This window comes from Halomonas sp. 3F2F, assembly GCF_014897805.1.
Taxonomy (GTDB): Bacteria; Pseudomonadota; Gammaproteobacteria; order Pseudomonadales; family Halomonadaceae; genus Vreelandella.
This window is the reverse complement of record NZ_JABUZE010000048.1, coordinates 1-17,083: the sequence shown is the minus strand read 5'-3', so window position 1 is coordinate 17,083 and position 17,083 is coordinate 1. Positions and strand designations below refer to the sequence as shown.

Annotated in this window: 11 protein-coding genes, 1 tRNA gene and 1 pseudogene; 9 read left to right on the top strand and 4 right to left on the bottom strand. The window is 56.1% G+C overall.

Annotated elements, in window-relative coordinates:
- Positions 1-79: 79 nt before the first annotated feature.
- Positions 80-1,336 (top strand): ISL3 family transposase, encoded by a 1,257-nt coding sequence (locus INT21_RS05715; protein ID WP_193084971.1) that lies wholly within the window; start codon positions 80-82, stop codon positions 1,334-1,336.
- Between the two features lie 15 nt (positions 1,337-1,351).
- A pseudogene (locus INT21_RS05710) lies at positions 1,352-2,077 on the top strand (TonB-dependent receptor domain-containing protein); the annotation flags it as partial.
- A gap of 118 nt (positions 2,078-2,195) precedes the next feature.
- On the opposite strand, the gene INT21_RS05705 reads toward INT21_RS05710, so the two are convergent.
- The 3 genes from INT21_RS05705 to INT21_RS05695 all read right to left on the bottom strand — a co-directional run bounded on the left by INT21_RS05705 (position 2,196) and on the right by INT21_RS05695 (position 8,667).
- Positions 2,196-5,327, bottom strand: a complete 3,132-nt coding sequence (locus tag INT21_RS05705; protein WP_193084970.1) for an efflux RND transporter permease subunit — start codon at positions 5,325-5,327, stop codon at positions 2,196-2,198.
- The gene (locus tag INT21_RS05700) at positions 5,327-6,412 is read right to left on the bottom strand and encodes an efflux RND transporter periplasmic adaptor subunit (protein WP_193084969.1); all 1,086 of its coding nucleotides are present in this window, start codon (positions 6,410-6,412) and stop codon (positions 5,327-5,329) included. Before INT21_RS05700 ends, INT21_RS05705 begins: the two co-directional genes overlap by 1 nt.
- 122 nt (positions 6,413-6,534) lie before the next feature.
- Entirely contained in the window at positions 6,535-8,667 is a 2,133-nt protein-coding gene (locus tag INT21_RS05695; protein ID WP_089039594.1) for a TonB-dependent receptor domain-containing protein, read from the bottom strand.
- Positions 8,668-8,947: 280 nt separating this feature from the next.
- On the opposite strand from INT21_RS05695, the gene INT21_RS05690 reads away from it, so the two are divergent.
- The 5 genes from INT21_RS05690 (at position 8,948) to INT21_RS05670 (ending at position 14,862) form a co-directional block, all read left to right on the top strand.
- Positions 8,948-9,889 (top strand): iron-siderophore ABC transporter substrate-binding protein, encoded by a 942-nt coding sequence (locus INT21_RS05690; protein WP_193084968.1) that lies wholly within the window; start codon positions 8,948-8,950, stop codon positions 9,887-9,889.
- 56 nt (positions 9,890-9,945) lie between these two features.
- Positions 9,946-10,914: a FecCD family ABC transporter permease gene (locus INT21_RS05685; RefSeq protein WP_193084973.1), complete on the top strand. Its 969-nt coding sequence runs from the start codon at positions 9,946-9,948 to the stop codon at positions 10,912-10,914.
- 59 nt (positions 10,915-10,973) lie between these two features.
- Positions 10,974-12,116, top strand: a complete 1,143-nt coding sequence (locus INT21_RS05680) for a FecCD family ABC transporter permease (protein ID WP_193084967.1) — start codon at positions 10,974-10,976, stop codon at positions 12,114-12,116.
- A complete protein-coding gene (locus INT21_RS05675) occupies positions 12,113-12,952 on the top strand; it encodes an ABC transporter ATP-binding protein (RefSeq protein WP_226930595.1) in 840 nt (279 codons plus the stop codon). Before INT21_RS05680 ends, INT21_RS05675 begins: the two co-directional genes overlap by 4 nt.
- Positions 12,953-13,026: 74 nt before the next feature.
- The gene (locus INT21_RS05670) at positions 13,027-14,862 is read left to right on the top strand and encodes an ABC transporter ATP-binding protein (RefSeq protein ID WP_193084966.1); all 1,836 of its coding nucleotides are present in this window, start codon (positions 13,027-13,029) and stop codon (positions 14,860-14,862) included.
- 17 nt (positions 14,863-14,879) lie between these two features.
- On the opposite strand, the gene INT21_RS05665 is transcribed toward INT21_RS05670, so the two are convergent.
- A complete protein-coding gene (locus tag INT21_RS05665; protein ID WP_038477500.1) occupies positions 14,880-15,470 on the bottom strand; it encodes a hypothetical protein in 591 nt (196 codons plus the stop codon).
- A 127-nt stretch (positions 15,471-15,597) separates the two neighbouring features.
- On the opposite strand from INT21_RS05665, the gene INT21_RS05660 reads away from it, so the two are divergent.
- Together INT21_RS05660 and INT21_RS05655 are read left to right on the top strand one after the other, a co-directional pair.
- Positions 15,598-15,674 (top strand) — tRNA-Ile (locus tag INT21_RS05660).
- Between the two features lie 97 nt (positions 15,675-15,771).
- Positions 15,772-16,839, top strand: a complete 1,068-nt coding sequence (locus INT21_RS05655; protein WP_193084965.1) for a site-specific integrase — start codon at positions 15,772-15,774, stop codon at positions 16,837-16,839.
- The last annotated feature ends 244 nt before the right edge of the window (positions 16,840-17,083 follow it).

Genomic DNA, 17,083 nt, shown 5'->3' with positions numbered 1-17,083 from the left:
GGGCTCTTCGACGCCAAGTGTGGAATTCGCCCCCTGAGCTGGGCCAGGATATGACCTCCACGACGACAGGAGGCATGACATGGACGGCACCCAGATTCTGACCCTCGGCCTGGGCCTGGAAGCGCCCTGGATCCTCAAGGACCAGCATCTGGATACTTCCGTGTCACCCCATCGCCTGGACCTCTACGTTGAGGCCGAGCGGGGCAGCCTCTACCCCTGTCCTGACTGCGGCAAGGCCTGCCCGGCTCACGATTTCGCCGACAAGACCTGGCGGCATCTGAACTTCTTCCAGCACCACTGCTACCTGCACGCCCGCGTGCCCCGCACCAAGTGCCCTGAGCATGGCGTCAAGCGCATCGAGGTGCCCTGGGCCCGGCCAGGCAGCGACTTCACCCTGCTGTTCGAGCAAGCCGCCATGTCGCTGGTCAAGGAGATGCCGGTACTGGCCGTCTCCCGGCAGCTGGAGATCTCCGACAAGCGGCTGTGGCGCATCGTGCACCACTACGTCGGCCGCATGCTGGGGGAGCTGGATTTGAGCAACGTGGCCACCGTCGGCGTCGACGAAACCGCCTCTCGGCGCAGCCAGCGTTACGTGACGGTATTCCTCGACATGCAGCGCAAGCAGGAGCCGGTGATCTTCGCCGTCCCAGGCCACGGCAAAGACGCCATCAAGGCCTTTAGCGCCTTCCTGTCGGCCCATGGCGGCGATCCGGACAACGTGGTCGAGGTCGTCTGCGACATGTCACAGGCCTTCCTGAGCGGCGTGGCCGAGAATCTTCCCAAGGCCGAGGTCACGGTCGACTGGTTCCATATCGTGCAGACCTTCACCAAGCGGCTGGACGAAGTGCGCAAGAAGGAGCGCCGGGAGCAGGAACACCCCAAGTCGCTGCGCTGGGCCCTGCTGAAGAGCCTGGAAAACGAGAACCTGACGCCCAAGCAGCTGGTGGCGCTCCAGGAACTGGTGGCTGACCAGAGCGCCACGTCCGATGCCTGGGTGATCAAGGAGAAGCTGCGCTGGATCCAGAAGGCCTCGACGCCGCGGGCGGCTCGGTGGCGTATCACGAACTACCTCAAGGTCATGAAAGCGGCAGTTGCCGAGAAGCCACTGTTGAAGCCGATGGGCAAGGCTCTGGCGACGCTGGAGCGGCATGCCGACGCGGTGGTCCGGCGGTGGCTCTCGGGACTGACGAACGCACGCCTGGAAGGCATGAACGGCCTGTTCCAGGCGGCTCGGTCACGCGCACGCGGCTACCGGAACGAGGCCAACTTCATCGCCATGATCTACCTGATTGGCAGCCCGGTGGGCCGCCTGTTCGATCAGGCCAAATCCACGTGAAGTGACGAAGAACCCCTTAAAGGGGGCGTTTCAACTGGTTATCGCTCGCCAAGCCTACGTGAAATCACTCCCGATTGGGGGCAGGTCAGCCGTGGTGGCAATATTTACGGTAACCCGGACCTTAAACCTGAAACGTCGCTTAACAAAGAGATTGCACTGCTCTACGCCAATGAGGCAGGTCTAAGCGGCAGCTTGACGCTGTTCCACAACGACTTTGAAGACAAGATTACGCGTATTGCTTGCCCTGTCGATATCTGTACCGATGGCCCTAATGATTTTGGCAGTGATCCTACTTATCGCGTCAACGTGGATGAGGCGATTACGCAAGGGGTAGAAGCCAGCCTAGCAGCGCCGTTGACAGATGCGGTGTCGTTAACGGCTAGCTACACCTTCACTGACTCCGAACAGAAAAGTGGTCAATATGCTGGTGAGCCTTTGACGCAGCTACCGCGCCATCAGGTTTCGGCCACACTCGACTGGCAGGTCAACTCGCGACTCAGCCAGTGGACAAAAGTGAGCTACCGTGGCGAAGAGAGCCAGCCCACCACCGGCCCCTCCAGCCGCTCTGTGGTGGCACCTTCCTACACCTTTGTTGATGCAGGAATGGGTTACAAGCTCAACGATAGCACCACGGTGAACGCGGGTATCTACAACCTATTTGATGAGCGCATTACTTACGAAGAGTACGGCTACGTGGACGATGGACGCCGTGTTTGGTTGGGGCTGAACGTCGCGTTCTAGTGCCTGTTAGTACCTGTTGCTATTAAACGTTGCGGCCACCTTATTAGGTGGCCGCTTTTTTGAGTGAACCACGTATTTATTTACGGATATTTATTTACGGATATTGGGCTTGGGCAGGCTACGTATTGCGTTTGCTAAGCTGCAGTACGCTTATCATCAATGCTGGCAAAAACGTCACCGTCACGATGGAAGCTCCCAGCAAGCCAAATAAGACAATCGCTCCTACACCACGGTAAAGTTCGGTGCCTTCACCGGGTAAAAATACCAGCGGCGAAAGCCCGCACAGGGTTGTCAGCGTGGTAATCGCAATTGGACGCAGGCGGGTTTGTACCGCTTGAGACACGGCTTCCTGAACGGATAGCTGCTTATCGTGCAGTCGCCGCCGTGCCTGGTCGACCACCAGGATAGGATTATTAACCACCGTCCCCATGAGTATCAAAAAGCCCAGCATCGTAATCATATCGAAGGGCTGAGTGAGTGGCGCGATGCCAATGAGAGGCAGCAAGCTACCCACTGTATTCATGGCCGCTAAACCCATAATGCCACCCACCACGCCCAACGGAATTGAGGTAAGGATCAGCAGCGGGTAGCCCCAGTGAGAGAAAATCGCTACCAGTAGCAAATAGACAATCACAATGGCGATCAAGAAGTTGCTCATTAATGCTTCCCGCGTGGCATTTAACTGATCACTCGCTCCCGAAATCGAAATATCCACCGCCGATGGTAGTAGCCCTTCATGGCGAAGTCGCTCCAGCATTCTCTCTGCTTGTTCAACTCCTGCTTCCAGGGCAATGCTGGGTGGTGGGATGACGTTCAGAGTTACCGTTCGGCTACTATCGACCCGGCGAATAACGCTGGTGTCCATAGTTTCATCAATGCTGGCGACGGCAGAGAGCGGTAGTGTCGCGCCGCTGGGGGTATGCAGCAGAAGGTTGGGTAGTTGGTCCAGAGGTAGCGACAGCTGGGGGCCATAAAGATAAATATCGATCTTCTCGTCATCGAGAAAGAAGTCATCCACATAGGCACCTTCGGTGAGTGCGGCGACTGAAAAGCCGACATCTCCTGCCGCTAAGCCAAGCGCTGACGCCTGCGCCCAATCTGGGCGAATCTGAATCAGCGGCTGATCCAACGACAGTGAGGAGGGCTGGCTCTGAATGCGCGGATTGCCAAACTCTTTGCGGGCTTCTCGGTAGAGGTTATTGGCGGCTTCATAAACGGTCGCCAAATCCGGCCCAGCGATATCCAGATTGATACTCCGCGTGCCGCCATCGTTACTGGAAATGATCGAGCCTTTCGAAGCAAAGGCGCGCATTCCTGGAAAGCGCTCGTAGTAGCTGGTAAGTGCGTCCATTAACGCTTTGATATCACCAGGGTCAGCTGCTTCCGCGACGATAAACAGCCGCGTAGGGGAGACTCGCATGTTCATATAAGCCAGCGGCGGCACCTCGGTGTCGCCTGCTAAAAAAGCCGCTGGGTCAGCATCTACATGGGGTAAAAAGTAATCCTCTACTTGCGCGGCGATTCCCGCCATCTCCTGCAGGCTATAGCCAGGCGGTGGGCTCATCACCGCAAAGGTTTTAGGTTCCTCGCCTTCGGGCAAGTATTCGGCAGGTGGAGTGAGTACAACGATAGTCCAGCCGCTGATCACTACTGTAGTTACTAGAATCGCTCCGCGCCGAAAAGGAGTGGCGATCAATCGATCAAGCCGCTCCCCAGCCCACGAAGGGCGTGAGGCCGCGGGGCTATCCTCATGCTCGTTGCGCATCGAAAAATTAAAGCGCGAACAGAGTGACGGCACTAGGGTAACTGCCACCAGCATTGAAGCGAAAATAGCAGCGGAAACGGCAATCGCTACATCAGAGTACAGCTGCCCAGCTTCTTCTTCGATAAACAGAATCGGTAAGAACACCAAAATGGTGGTGGCCGTCGATGCCAGCGTTGCGGGCCATACTTCCTGCACGCCGCGTAGCGCCGATTCAATGCGGTCGAGGCCTAAACGGCGGTATCGCTCAATATTTTCCAACACCACAATACTGTTATCGACGCTCATGCCTATGGCAAAGGCAATGCCTGCCATGGAAATCACGTTAATCGTGCGCCCGGTGAGCATCAGCCCTAAAAAAGCCGCAATGGTGCAGAAGGGGATGCCAATAACGCCAATAAAGGTGGCGCGAGCGGAGCGCAAAAACAGGTACATCACCAACGTTGCAAAGGCCGCCCCGAGTAGCAGATTGCTCCATACGTTACTGACCGAGGCTTCCACATAGCGCACATCATCGGCAGTCAGCACCATTTCCATACCCGCCGGGCGCAGAATGCTGTCGTTAATGGCCGCTATTTCTTCTTCAATGGCGTGTTTGATATCGATGACGTTGGCACCGCTTTCCCGCCGAAGATCCATACCAATGCCCGGCTGGCCGTTATAAAACGATAGCTGGCTTAAGCGCGACTGCCCCTGGCGGACCTCGGCAACGTCGGCAAGCCGCACGATGCTATCGCCCTGGCGAGCGACAACCAGCTGCGCCAAGGCTTCAGCATCATCAAAGCGGCCCAGCGTGCGTATCAGGTAGCGGCGTTTACCGGCTTCTAATTCACCACCGGAGATATCCCGGTTACGCTGGGTGATGGCGTCGCGTAACTCGGTAAGTGAAACCCCGCGCTGAGCCAGCGCACCAGGATCGACCAAAATTTGTAGCTGCCGCTGAGCGCCGCCATTGACGCCGACTTCCGAAACGCCTTTAACGCTTTCCATGCGAGGCCGCACACGGTCGTCGATAAAGTCGCTCATCAGTTGGATATCTAACGCCTTAGGGTTGCCGGGCAGCGTACCCACGTGAAAGCGCAAAAACGCGTCTGTCGAAAAGGCGGCAGAAACAATCCGTGGCTGGTCCACATTGGTGGGATATGACGATACTTGGCTGAGCGCGTTATTGACTTGAATTAGCGCAGCCGTCATATCCACGCTAAACGGGAATTCAAGCTCAATTTCAGCGCTGCCGCTTTCGGCCATCGCCGTCATGCGGGTAAGATTTGGCACATTGCGCAGGTACTGCTCCTGCTCAATGAGGATCTCTTTTTCGATATCCTGAGGTGTCGCTCCCGCCCAGCGCGTCTCGACCGTTATTGTGCGGGCTTCAATGTCGGGAATCATCTGAACGGGGATGCGCAGCGTGGCGGCAATGCCCAGCAGCAGGAAAATTAGCGCGATAACAGTGACCAGCGTTTGCTGGCGCAGTAGGGCTGCAAACATTACTCGCTCCCCGCTGCGATATCCTCAACACTGACACCTTCGACCAGCGATTCATTGCCACGAATGACGACTTGCTCATCACCAGCGAGACCCTCGACAATTTCCACACGGTCGGCAAAGTTAATACCCAACTGCACGCGTTGCTCAGTAACCTGATAAGTGTTGTTTTCGTTAGGGGTGGCGACCCACACGGTGATTCGCCCGTCTGGGTAGCGGCTTAACGCATCGCGGGGAACCGTCAGCCCATCGCTGCCGGTCGACGCCCGCAGCACGGCATCCACTGCATTACCTGGGTACAGTGAAGCTGCTTCGGGCACATGGGCGCGTAATAGAAATGTGCGGGCACTGGGGTCACTGATCGGCACCATGGTGGCGATAGTAGTCTCGTGGGTTTGTTGACCCGCACGTAGAGTGATAAACGCTTCGTCTTGAACGGCGGCATAAAAGGCTTCGGGCACCTGGAAATCAGCGCGTAGTTCATCAAGGTTAACGAGTCGCGCAACGCTATCTCCTGGCGTGACCCACTCACCGAGATTGACGCTGCGAGCGCTGACGACACCATCAAAAGGGGCGTTAATTGCATGGCGAGCCAGTAAGGCGTTTAAACGCGCTTGCTCCGCCGTTAAACGCGAGCGTGCGGCGCGGGCCACGTTAACGGCACTACGACGAGCGCTCGCTTCAGTCGCCGCGATGTTACGCCCCACGCCCACCGATTCCGCTTCTCGCAGTAGTCGTTCTGCTTCCGCTAGTGTGGCCTGGGCCTCCTGCTCTGCGGCAGCCGCCGCTGCTACGTCAAAACGAGCCAGTTCGTCATCCAGCGCGATTAGCGTGTCTCCCTTGGCGACGTGGTCGCCAGGATTAACTGCTACCTGAATAATAAGCCCTGCTACTGATGCTGAGAGTAGGGCATCTTCCAGGGAGTTTACGGTGCCGACCAGGTTTGTTTCGGTATAAATTGGCTCGCGGTTGACGGGCGCCAGCTCAACCCTGGGGGCTGATTGCGCGAAAGACGCGCTAGAAAGCATTAGGCTGCAGAGCAACAGTAGAACCAAGGCAAGATAGCGGACGAGCGGGTGCGCGGTCATGACAGACAGTTCCCTAATAAACATCGAATTCGCGGTTAAGCGGGCGTAAAAAAGCCCTGGCGCATGGCCAGGGCAGTAAGTCAGCATTGAAACAGTAAATAGAACCTTCTAGCTAGTAGCGTTTAGAACTCGTAACGTGCAGAGAGCCACAGTCGACGTCCCTCTTCGCTGTTGGCATACACATTGCCAAAGCTAGTGCCGTCACCATAAGCGCGATAATCGACGAAGTCTTTATCGAACAAGTTGTAGATGGTGGCACTCACGTTAAATTGCTCGGTAAATGCGTAGCTGCCGCCTAAGTGGAACAGTGAATAGGCTTTGAAGTCGCCTAGGTCATCGAAAGAGGGCGCGCCCCTAACGCTTTCACGGTTACGGTAACGTTCGCTGCGGTACTCAGCGGAAAGCCACGTGTCCAACTGCGGCGTGGCTTGCCAGCGCAGCGTGGCATTGAATGCATGCTCCGGAGTATCGGTCAGCGGTTCGCCACGGTTGTTACCGCTCTTCTGTTCGCTATCGGTGTAAGTGTAGTTGGCCGATAAGCGCCAATCTGGCGTGAACTGATAGCTGGTAGAAAGCTCGACACCCTGGGTAACGGCTTCATCGATATTGACGTCTTGGCTATAGACGCCGTCGGGTACCAGCGGGTTGTTCTCAACAACAATGTCGTTGCCGCTGGCTATTTTGTCATCGAACTCGTTATAGAACAGCGTGGCGCTAGCGGTGAAGCCTGCCAGGCTATCGTAATGTGCGCTAATTTCACTGCTAGTACTGGTTTCCGGTTCAAGGTTCGGGTTGCCGATAGTGAGTATGGTGCCCTGGCCCGTGACGCCATTGATACCCGCATGCAGGTCATTCAGCGAGGGCGTTTTGTAGCCTCGGCTGACGCCGCCTTTCAGTGTCCAGTTTGGCGTCGTGTTCCACACCAAATAGCTACGTGGGCTGAACTGGCTGCCAAAGGCATCATGATGATCGTAGCGGCCGCCAAGCGTTAGCGCCAAATCGTCACGTAGCATCCACTCATCTTCTGCAAAGAGTGACCACGTAGTTTGCTCAAAGGTCTCATTGGCTAACCCATCATCGAGCTTAGCATCCCACCACTGCAAGCCCACCGTGGTCATGTGGTCGCCTAGCGGCATGACATATTTGCTGTCTAACACTGTATTGGTGGTTTCTAGCTCGCGAGGCGCGCCGCCCACGATGCCAGGGAAGCCATCATAGGCAACGCCATTTTCACCAGGAATCGTACGGCCTTTAGTTTCTGTGGTGTTACGCATCAAGCTGGATTCGAGCGTGCCTGATGCAAAGCGGCCAGTGTGACCAATAGCAACCTGCTGACGCTCAAAACGCAATTCGTCGGCGTAGCCATTGGCGGCGCCAGGATCTGGCGCGCAGCTACGGGTGCGGCCATCTAAAGTACCGAGCTGGCATTCGTCATTGTTATAACGCTGTCGATTAACTTCACCATCCAGCCAAAGGTCGTGATCGGCATTGGGTGTCCAGGTTAACTTGCCGCCCAGGTTATAGGTATCGCCTTCAACGGGACTGGGGCCGCGCTGGCTAACGTCAATGGGATTGCCGTTGCCGTCAGTGTAAGTAAGCTCTGATGCATCCCGTTCGTATAAGCGACCACGCACCTGAATGCCAAGCGTGTCTTGAATAAGCGGGCCGCTGGTGTACAGGTTGATTTCGCGGCGATCGCCGAAATCACGATCTTCATTAAATGTGTTTTCAACTCCTATGGAGCCAACCCACTCGCGGTCTACTCGACGAGTGATGATGTTGATTACCCCGCCCATGGCGTCAGAGCCATATAGCGTCGACATTGGGCCACGAATGACTTCGATACGTTCAATACTGGAGACAGGCGGGAAGAAGCTAGTAGACGTTTCGCCAAACCCGTTAGGGGTGACGCTGCCAGCCGCGTTCTGCCGGCGGCCATCAATAAGAATCAATGTATAGTCGCTAGGCATCCCACGAATACTGATATTGCGGCCCCCGGTTTTGCCGACAGACCCACCAACATCAACACCTTCTACATCACGTAACGCATCAGCCACGCTGGTAATGCGCTTGCGCTCCAGTTCCTCACGAGAAACGACGGAAATACTGGCAGGGGCATCCACCAGTGCCTGCTCAAAACCACTTGCAGATACAACAATATTGTCTAGTTGTTCTGATTCTTGAGCTAAGGCCGCGGTGGCGGTGACGCTAAGAGCGACGGCGCTGGCTAACGCGGTGCGAGTGAAGCGTGGCATGGTGATCCCCTGAGATGAAACTTATTTGCTAATGAAAACTGTTATCAATCGAGGTGGTGATTTTAAGAAGAAAAGTTCCCATATGCGAGTTTGTTTCATCGAACATTGTGTTGCTTAATATCGAACAATGCTATGAACAAAATACACCTCTATTAAGGTTGTTAGGCGGCTAATTAAGCGGGTGTTGCAGTATCTGGAACGTTCGATTCGTTGGAATAATAATGCAAGTGCCTTTGAGAATCGTTATTATCATTGCCACAAACTCTCAGGAGCGTTACTTATGGGTTACTCATCGCTGCGCAACGGACTAGTCGGTATTGTGGTAGGCGGGTTATTGGTAGGCGGGTCGTTGGCAAGCGTTGCTCAGGCGCGCACGCTGGATACCGCATACGGAGACGTTGACGTTAGTGATGCGCCAGAGCGTGTTGTCACTCTGTATGAGGGTGCGTTAGATGCTGCTTTGGCTGCTGGCGTGACCCCCGTTGGCGCGGTCACTACCCGCGGTGGTGATAATGTTGCTGAGTACGTGGAAGCCCACTTTAATGGCGAGCGCCCTGAGATTGTTGGCGTTACACGTGAAATCAATATTGAAGCGGTTTTGGCCCAGCAGCCCGATTTAATTCTGGCCGCTGCTCAGCTATCGGAAGAGCAGTACCAGTTGCTATCGCGCATCGCGCCTACTGTAGTGCCGCACGCGCAGCCGTTAGCGCCTGATAGCTGGGAAGCAGAAGCGCGACTTTGTGGGCAGGCGCTCAATCGTGAAGCGGAAATTGACGATGCCATTGCAGCCGTCGATCAACGTATTAACGAATTGGCCGCCGCGATTGATGATGCGAACGCAGGTGGCACTGCTGTGCTGGCTCGCTGGATGCCCAATGGCCCGATGGTGATGTCCAAAGAGCTGATCGCCACTGGCCTATTGGCGAAAGTGGGGTTAGAGGTTCAGGATGCGGGCTTGGTTGCTGAAGGTCACCCCCATAGCGATATACTCAGTCTTGAAAATCTTTCCCAAGTGGATGGCGATTGGCTGTTCCTGGCTACGCTTAACGCCGATGGCCAAGCGGCGTTAGATGCCGCCAAGCAAAGCTCCGCCTTCACACGTTTGGACGTGGTTAAACAAGATCAGGTCGTGCCGGTGAATGGCCAACTGTGGAGCAGTGCCAACGGCCCGCTGGCCGCTCAAGCCATTCTGGACGATATCGAGAACGCATTGTTGCCGTGACATCACTACCTAGCGCAATGGGCAGCGCCAGTCGGCGCTATGCTCCCCGTACATGGATGCTTATTCTGCTCACCGCCCTTGTGGCGGTGAGCGTCGTTAGTTTGCTGATTGGGGCAGGCGAGGTGGGGCCCCGCCGAGTGCTGGGATTGCTGCAGGGCGCCAGCGACAGCGAAGCACAGTTTATCGTCTGGGAGCTTCGTGCTCCGCGTACCTTAATTGGCATTGTGGTGGGTATTACATTGGGCGTTGCCGGGGCGCTGCTACAAGCCATTTCCCGTAACCCGCTCGCCGAGCCGGGTCTGCTGGGGGTAAGCGCAGGAGCGGCCTTTGCGGTAGCACTGGCACTGGTGCTAGGAGCTAGCGCTGCGACGCTACGCATTTCGGTTGCCCAGTTAGGAGCACTGATTGGTTGTGTTTGTGTCCTCAGCGTGGCGCGTTTTCGCGGAGTGGGAAATGACCCGGTGCGTTTAGTGTTGGCGGGGGCGGCATTTTCTGGGTTGTTAGGCTCGCTCACCTCATTAATGCTGCTGTACGACCAGCGCGCCGCTGATGAGATTCGTTTTTGGGTGGTAGGCAGCCTTGCAGGAAGACGGCTGGATGATCTTTTGGCGGTGCTGCCGAGCTTACTAGTTGCTGCCATCGCGGTGGTTATCATGGCGCGGCCTCTGGCGGCGCTGGCGCTAGGCGAGCGAGCGGCGAGTGGCTTGGGGCATCACCCCACACTGATCCGCTGGGTAGCCGTAGGTTGCGTGGCACTGCTGGTTGGTGCGGCAACTGCGATTGCCGGGCCGATCGCCTTTGTAGGACTGGTGGTGCCATTTGTAGCGCGTGCGTTTGCCGGGCCCGATATTCGCCGCACGCTGTGGTTTTGCCTGCCGATAGGCCCATTGATTGTGCTCATGGCGGATATTATCTCGCGTGTTGCCGTCGCACCTTCCGAGCTGCCATTGGGTGTACTTACCGCGCTATGTGGCGCGCCGGTATTGATTGCCGTGGTACGTGCTAAACGGTTACCCATGCTGTAACGCTTTTTTTAACACCCTGCCGCCCAGGCGTCTTGGTGTCATCTTGGTGATGTGTTGATATGAAAATAATGGCGAATCATCCGCCTTTAACGGATGTTGTCACTCCCAGCCATGTTTTAAACAATGTTCCAATCCATGCCGCAGAGCATGCCGATAGCGTGCCAGCGCCGGAAGGCTACTGGCATATTGCGCTACCCCGTTGGGGCTATAGTTTCCTGCTCGAAAAGCGCGCGCTAGCGGTCAATATTGGTTTGTTGATTGCATTGCTGGCATCTTGCCTGCTCTATCTAAGCTTAGGTAGCGTACCGCTGGCGCCCAGTGCGGTTATTCCTGCCGTATTAGGTAAGGGTGACATGATGACGGCCTTTATGGTTCAGGAGCTGCGTTTGCCTCGTTTGGCCGCTGCTTGCTTTACCGGAGCGGCGTTCGCACTTTCAGGTATTTTGATGCAAACCCTGGCACGCAATCGCCTAGCCACGCCCGGCATTATCGGTATTGATAATGGCGCAACGGCGTTTGCGGTGGCCTCTATTGTAGGCATGAGCGTGTCTATTGCGCCGCCCGCGATGGCATTGGCTGGGGCAACGACCGCCGCTGTGCTGACCTTTGGCCTCGCGGCAGGCAGTGGTACTCAGGGTTATCGGTTTATTGTCGCGGGCATTGGCGTGGGAGCGGTGTTTGGTGCTGTCACTCAATTAATGCTGGCGCGGGTAGCGATTGACACCGCTAATGCCGCCTACCCATGGACAGTAGGATCACTCAATGCCCGCCCCGGCGGCGCAGTACAACTGTTAGGAATTGGCTTGGCATTGGGGATTATTGCCGCCTTGGCGCTGGCGCGTTCACTGACGCTGCTGCGCTTTAAAGATGCCACCGCCAGCGGTCTCGGACTTCGTGTTAAAGCCCGCAGGCTACAGATCCTGATGCTTTCCGTCGTGCTTACCGCCTTTGCGGTTGCTGTGGCGGGGCCAGTGGGCATGGTTGCGCTGATTGGCCCAGAGATTGCCCGCTCACTTTCCAGTGCTCGACATGTGCCGATTCTAGCCGCCACCTTAGCAGGTGCTCTGGTGATGTTGCTGGCCGACCTTGCCGGGCGCACCCTCTTAGCGCCGATTGAAATTCCTGTTGGCATTGTCACCGCGGTGGTTGGCGGGCCCTGGCTGCTATGGATATTAATGCGCCCACAACGGAGCCGCCCATGAGCAACTCATCTCTTTCACCAGAACTTATTTCACCAGAGCAAGTTTCACCAACGCTTGCCACCGATGCGTTGTGCATGAGCTACGGCCAGCGCCGAGTGATTGAAAATCTGGGCATTAGCCTGCCAAGCGGTCAGGTTACTGCCATTGTTGGTCCTAACGGCTGTGGCAAATCAACGCTACTTTCCGGCCTTGCTCGTTTGCACAAACCAGACAGCGGCGCGGTACTGCTGGATAGCCAGGATATTCAACGCCTGCCCGCGCGTCAGTTAGCCACTCAGCTAGCGTTGCTGCCCCAAGAGGCGGTGGCTCCAGAAGGCTTAACCGTCACTGAATTGATTCGCTTTGGCCGCCAGCCCCACCAAGGCTGGTTGCGTCAGTGGTCGGCGGAAGACCAGCGCGTGGTGCAGTACGCGCTCGACGCTGCTGGTTTGGAAGACCTCGCCGACCGGCCGTTAGAAGCGCTTTCCGGCGGCCAGCGCCAGCGTGCCTGGATCGCCATGACCATTGCCCAGCAAACGCCGCTTCTGCTTTTAGATGAACCCACCTCTGCGCTAGACTTAGGCCATCAGATTGAAGTGTTTGAGCTAGTGCGCCACTTGGCTTGCCATGGCCGCACGGTGGTGATGGTATTGCACGACCTCGCCAGTGCTTGTCGTTATTCAGACAACCTGATTGCGATGCGTGATGGCCAGATTATTGCTCAGGGAGCACCCGCTGAGGTGGTGACGCCCGAGCTAGTGCGCGAGCTTTACCAGGTAGACTGTACGCTGCTGCTTGATCCGGATACCGGCAGCCCCTTGCTGGCTAACGTGCGCCGCGTGGCTCAGCTGGCATAAGCGCCACTCAGTAACTTCAGCCCATAGTTCTCGTTCTCTCTACATTCTCTCAATAACTTCTAAAAGGAACCGATGTGGCTTCTTCACCACCTCGCGCTCAAGCGACGTCTTCAAACCAAAGCTTTCAAGCGCTCGTGCGACTGCTGCGCTATGCCAAAGGTTATCGGCGGCGGATTGCCGCGGCCACCGCCTGTTCCATTATTAATAAACTATTTGATATCGCTCCGGAAATTCTGATCGGTGTGGCGATTGATGTGGTGGTGAATCAGGAAAACAGCTTTGTCGCGCGGCTGGGGTTTGAAACACCTCATCAACAAATCACCATTCTGGCGGTGCTGACGTTCTTTATCTGGGCGGGGGAGTCGCTGTTCGAGTATCTGTTCCAAATCCTCTGGCGCAACCTTGCCCAGCGGCTACAGGCCGATATGCGCCAGGACACCTACGAGCATGCCCAGCGCCTGGATATGGCGTTTTTCGAATCTAAAAGCTCCGGCCAGCTCGTCGCCACCATGAACGACGACGTGAACCAGCTGGAGCGCTTCCTGGACGGCGGAGCTAACGCACTGATTCAAGTTGGTGTGACGGTAATCGCGGTAGGCGCCGTGTTCTTTGTACTGTCACCGCTGATTGCGCTACTGGCGTTCACGCCGATTCCGCTGATTATCTGGGGCGCTTTCTTCTTCCAACGCAAAGCCGGGCCGCTGTATAGCGATGTGCGTGAAAAGGTGGGTGATCTTGCCAGCCGCCTTTCCAACAACCTAAGCGGCATTGCCACCATCAAAAGCTTTACCAGTGAAGCACGGGAAGCCGAGCGCCTCCGTGATGCCAGCGAAGCCTATTTAGAAGCCAATCGCCGGGCGATAAAGGTCAGCTCCGCGTTTATACCCGTGATCCGTATGGCAATTTTGGCGGGCTTTCTCGCCACCTTTACCGTCGGCGGCATGATGGCGCTGGACGGCAGCCTGAATGTAGGCGCTTATGGCGTCCTGGTTTTCCTTACCCAGCGCTTGCTGTGGCCGCTCACCGGCCTTGCCCAAGTGATCGACCTGTTCGAGCGCGCGATGGCCAGTACTAAGCGGATTCTTGACCTACTGGAAGTGCCAATTACGGTTAAAGATGAAAGTACAACGCCTCTCGCTGCACCTGTGAAAGGCGAGGTGCGGTTCGAAGCAGTGAGCTTCCACTATGCCGCGAGCCAAGTAGGCGTGAATGGCGTTGATCTACACGTGCCAGCAGGCAATACCCTAGCGCTGGTAGGCGCTACCGGTTCCGGTAAATCGACCCTGATCAAATTGCTGCTGCGCTTTTACGACCCAGCCAGCGGCCGCGTACTGGTCGACGGTCAGCCGATCACACAGGTCAGCATGCACTCGCTGCGCCAAGCGATAGGCTTGGTGAGCCAGGATGTGTACCTGTTTGAAGGCAGCATTCGCGACAATATTGCTTACGGCAAACCCGATGCCTCGGAGGCCGCGATTATTGACGCCGCGAAAACCGCCGAAGCCTGGAGTTTTATTGAAACATTGCCCCAAGGGTTGGAGACCCCGGTTGGCGAGCGAGGGGTATTGCTCTCTGGCGGCCAACGTCGGCGGCTTTCGCTGGCCAGGGCGCTGCTTAAAGATCCGCCAATTCTGGTGCTGGATGAAGCCACTAGCGCGGTGGACAACGAAACTGAAGCTGCCATTCAGCGTTCACTAAAGCGCATCGCCCATGGCCGCACGGTGATTATGATTGCCCACCGGCTTTCGACCATTGTGCATGCCGATGAAATCGTGGTGATCGAAAAAGGACGCGTTGCTGAACGCGGTAACCACTCAAGCTTGCTGGAGGTTGATGGCCACTATGCTGCTCAGTGGCGAGTACAAACTGGCGCTGCCCAGGCAGGCGATGTGGAAACACTCAGCCACTGAACGCGCCTTACGGCGCGTTAGCGGTTCACCAGCAGGGCATTCAAGGTGACCGGTACATGCTCGTCAATCTCCTGATAGCCCAGCAACGACAGCACGGTTCGCACCGTGCTGTTGGCCATCAGCGCGCGGCCATCCATCGCCATCGGTTCAGCATGGGTAACGCGCACCTCGTTCAGTCCTTCGCGGGTAAAGCGCAGCGGCACCGACTCTTCCTGATTAATCAGGTCGGTTTGTACCCGAAAGGTAAGCGTTTCTACCATGGATTCACCAATATCCAAGCCATCTAACCGCTCCGGTGGCATTTGCGCGACCAGTGTGACTAGCGTTGTATTGGCAAGTAAGCCCACCCACGGCGGCAAATCACCAAAGCGAGTCAGCAAATCCGTTTGGCTCAAACGCAACGGCAGGCGCAGGGTGCCATCGGCAGAGATATCACCCTGCAAATTGTTCACCTGATGGTGATGGGTTTGCGGAGCATTGCCATCTAATTGAGTAATAGACGCCTGCACCCGCGACTGTCCGGGATCTAGCTGCCAATCCGCATGAACCGGCACCGCCAATAATAGTGGGATAAGAGCAATCAAAGCTTTCACAGCACGCCTCCGCATCAGTAACTCACTACCAGACCCCACGCTTTTCAATAAGTGCCGCTAAAAAATTGCTGCTATCACTACAAGATAGCACCGGAAGGGGTAGCCTCGCCCGAACACATTCGCTATTATATGCACGCTTTACGGGCCTATAGCTCAGTTGGTTAGAGCAGGGGACTCATAATCCCTTGGTCGTAGGTTCAAGTCCTACTGGGCCCACCAATTAAATCAGTAAGTTAGCAATTATCTCTGGTGAGTCCCCTACTCCAAGGGTACAGTTTCGGTACAGTGCCGATCTTTCAGACCCTGGAGATTTTTTGTGGCCACCATCGTCAAGACCCCTTCTGCAACCTGGAAAGCCGTCATCCGCAAGTCGGGTTGGCCAACCATCGCAAAGACCTTCCGCACCAAACGTGACGCCCAAGATTGGGCACGCCGCACTGAAGACGAAATGGTGCGCGGCCTTTATATCCAGCGTAGTGCCTCAGAACGAATGACGCTTGAAGCAGCGCTAAAGCGCTACTTGGCTGATATAACTCCTACCAAGAAGCCCAGCACCCAAAAGAGCGAACGCCACAAGGCCAACACCCTTATTGAGCACTTGGGCAAATACTCCCTCGCAGCCCTAACGCCGGAGCTAGTCGCTAACTACCGTGACAAGCGTTTAAACACTTTGGGACGCCGAGGGGAGTTAATCAGCCCCAGTACTGTGCGCCTAGAGCTTGCTTTACTTGGACACCTCTACACCGTGGCCATCCAGGAATGGGGCCTCGGCCTGACCTATAACCCCGTCCAGAACATCCGCAAACCCAGCCCTGGAGAAGGCCGCGATAGGCGCCTGAGCCCCGACGAGGAGAAGCGCCTGTTCGCCGTGCTACGGCAGCACAGCAACCCCATGCTGGCCTGGATTGCCAGAATCGCCTTGGAGACGGGCATGCGCTCATCCGAGATCCTGACCCTCTCTCGTTCACAGGTCGACGTGAAACGCCGCGTGGTGCGTCTCACCGACACCAAGAACAACGAAGCTCGCCTGGTGCCGCTGACTCAGGCCGCCACCGAAGTATTCGAGCAGGCGTTGCACAACCCGGTACGGCCGCTCGACTGTGACTTGGTGTTCTTCGGTGAGCCTGGCAAGGGCGGCAAGCGTGGGCCATATGCATACACCAAGCTTTGGAATCAGGCGAAGAAGAAGGCAGGGCTCGATGACTTCCGCTTCCATGACTTAAGACATGAGGCCGTCAGTCGGCTGGTTGAGGTAGGGCTATCCGATCAGGAGGTCGCCGCGATCAGTGGCCACAAGTCAATGCAGATGCTGAGGCGGTATACGCATTTGAGGGCGGAGGATTTAGTGAAGAAGCTGGATGGTCTGCGTGACAGTTTTATTTAACTGCTTGACTTGTTCGAGAGGACGGCAAGAAGGCCATGAGTGAAGCCTGAGTAAACATGCGAGTTCCAGATGATGGGCACACTATCACTCATGTGCAACATATTCTAATTTTAAATAAGGTGGATTTATGGATAAAGAGAGATTGGAGAAATATTTCTATGAAAATGTTGCTAGTGTATTTTGGTCATCTATTCTTCTTATAAGTGGCTATTCAAAATTTATCGTGCGCTCAGACCCGTAGCCG

Bases quoted from the DNA above. Each gene is read 5' to 3' on its own strand.
- INT21_RS05665 (WP_038477500.1), bottom strand. From the start codon at position 15,470: ATGCGGAGGCGTGCTGTGAAAGCTTTGATTGCTCTTATCCCACTATTA.
- INT21_RS05695 (WP_089039594.1), bottom strand. From the start codon at position 8,667: ATGCCACGCTTCACTCGCACCGCGTTAGCCAGCGCCGTCGCTCTTAGC.
- INT21_RS05715 (WP_193084971.1), top strand. From the start codon at position 80: ATGGACGGCACCCAGATTCTGACCCTCGGCCTGGGCCTGGAAGCGCCC.
- INT21_RS05685 (WP_193084973.1), top strand. From the start codon at position 9,946: ATGCTTATTCTGCTCACCGCCCTTGTGGCGGTGAGCGTCGTTAGTTTG.
- INT21_RS05700 (WP_193084969.1), bottom strand. From the start codon at position 6,412: ATGACCGCGCACCCGCTCGTCCGCTATCTTGCCTTGGTTCTACTGTTG.
- INT21_RS05690 (WP_193084968.1), top strand. From the start codon at position 8,948: ATGGGTTACTCATCGCTGCGCAACGGACTAGTCGGTATTGTGGTAGGC.
- INT21_RS05705 (WP_193084970.1), bottom strand. From the start codon at position 5,327: ATGTTTGCAGCCCTACTGCGCCAGCAAACGCTGGTCACTGTTATCGCG.
- INT21_RS05675 (WP_226930595.1), top strand. From the start codon at position 12,113: ATGAGCAACTCATCTCTTTCACCAGAACTTATTTCACCAGAGCAAGTT.
- INT21_RS05680 (WP_193084967.1), top strand. From the start codon at position 10,974: ATGAAAATAATGGCGAATCATCCGCCTTTAACGGATGTTGTCACTCCC.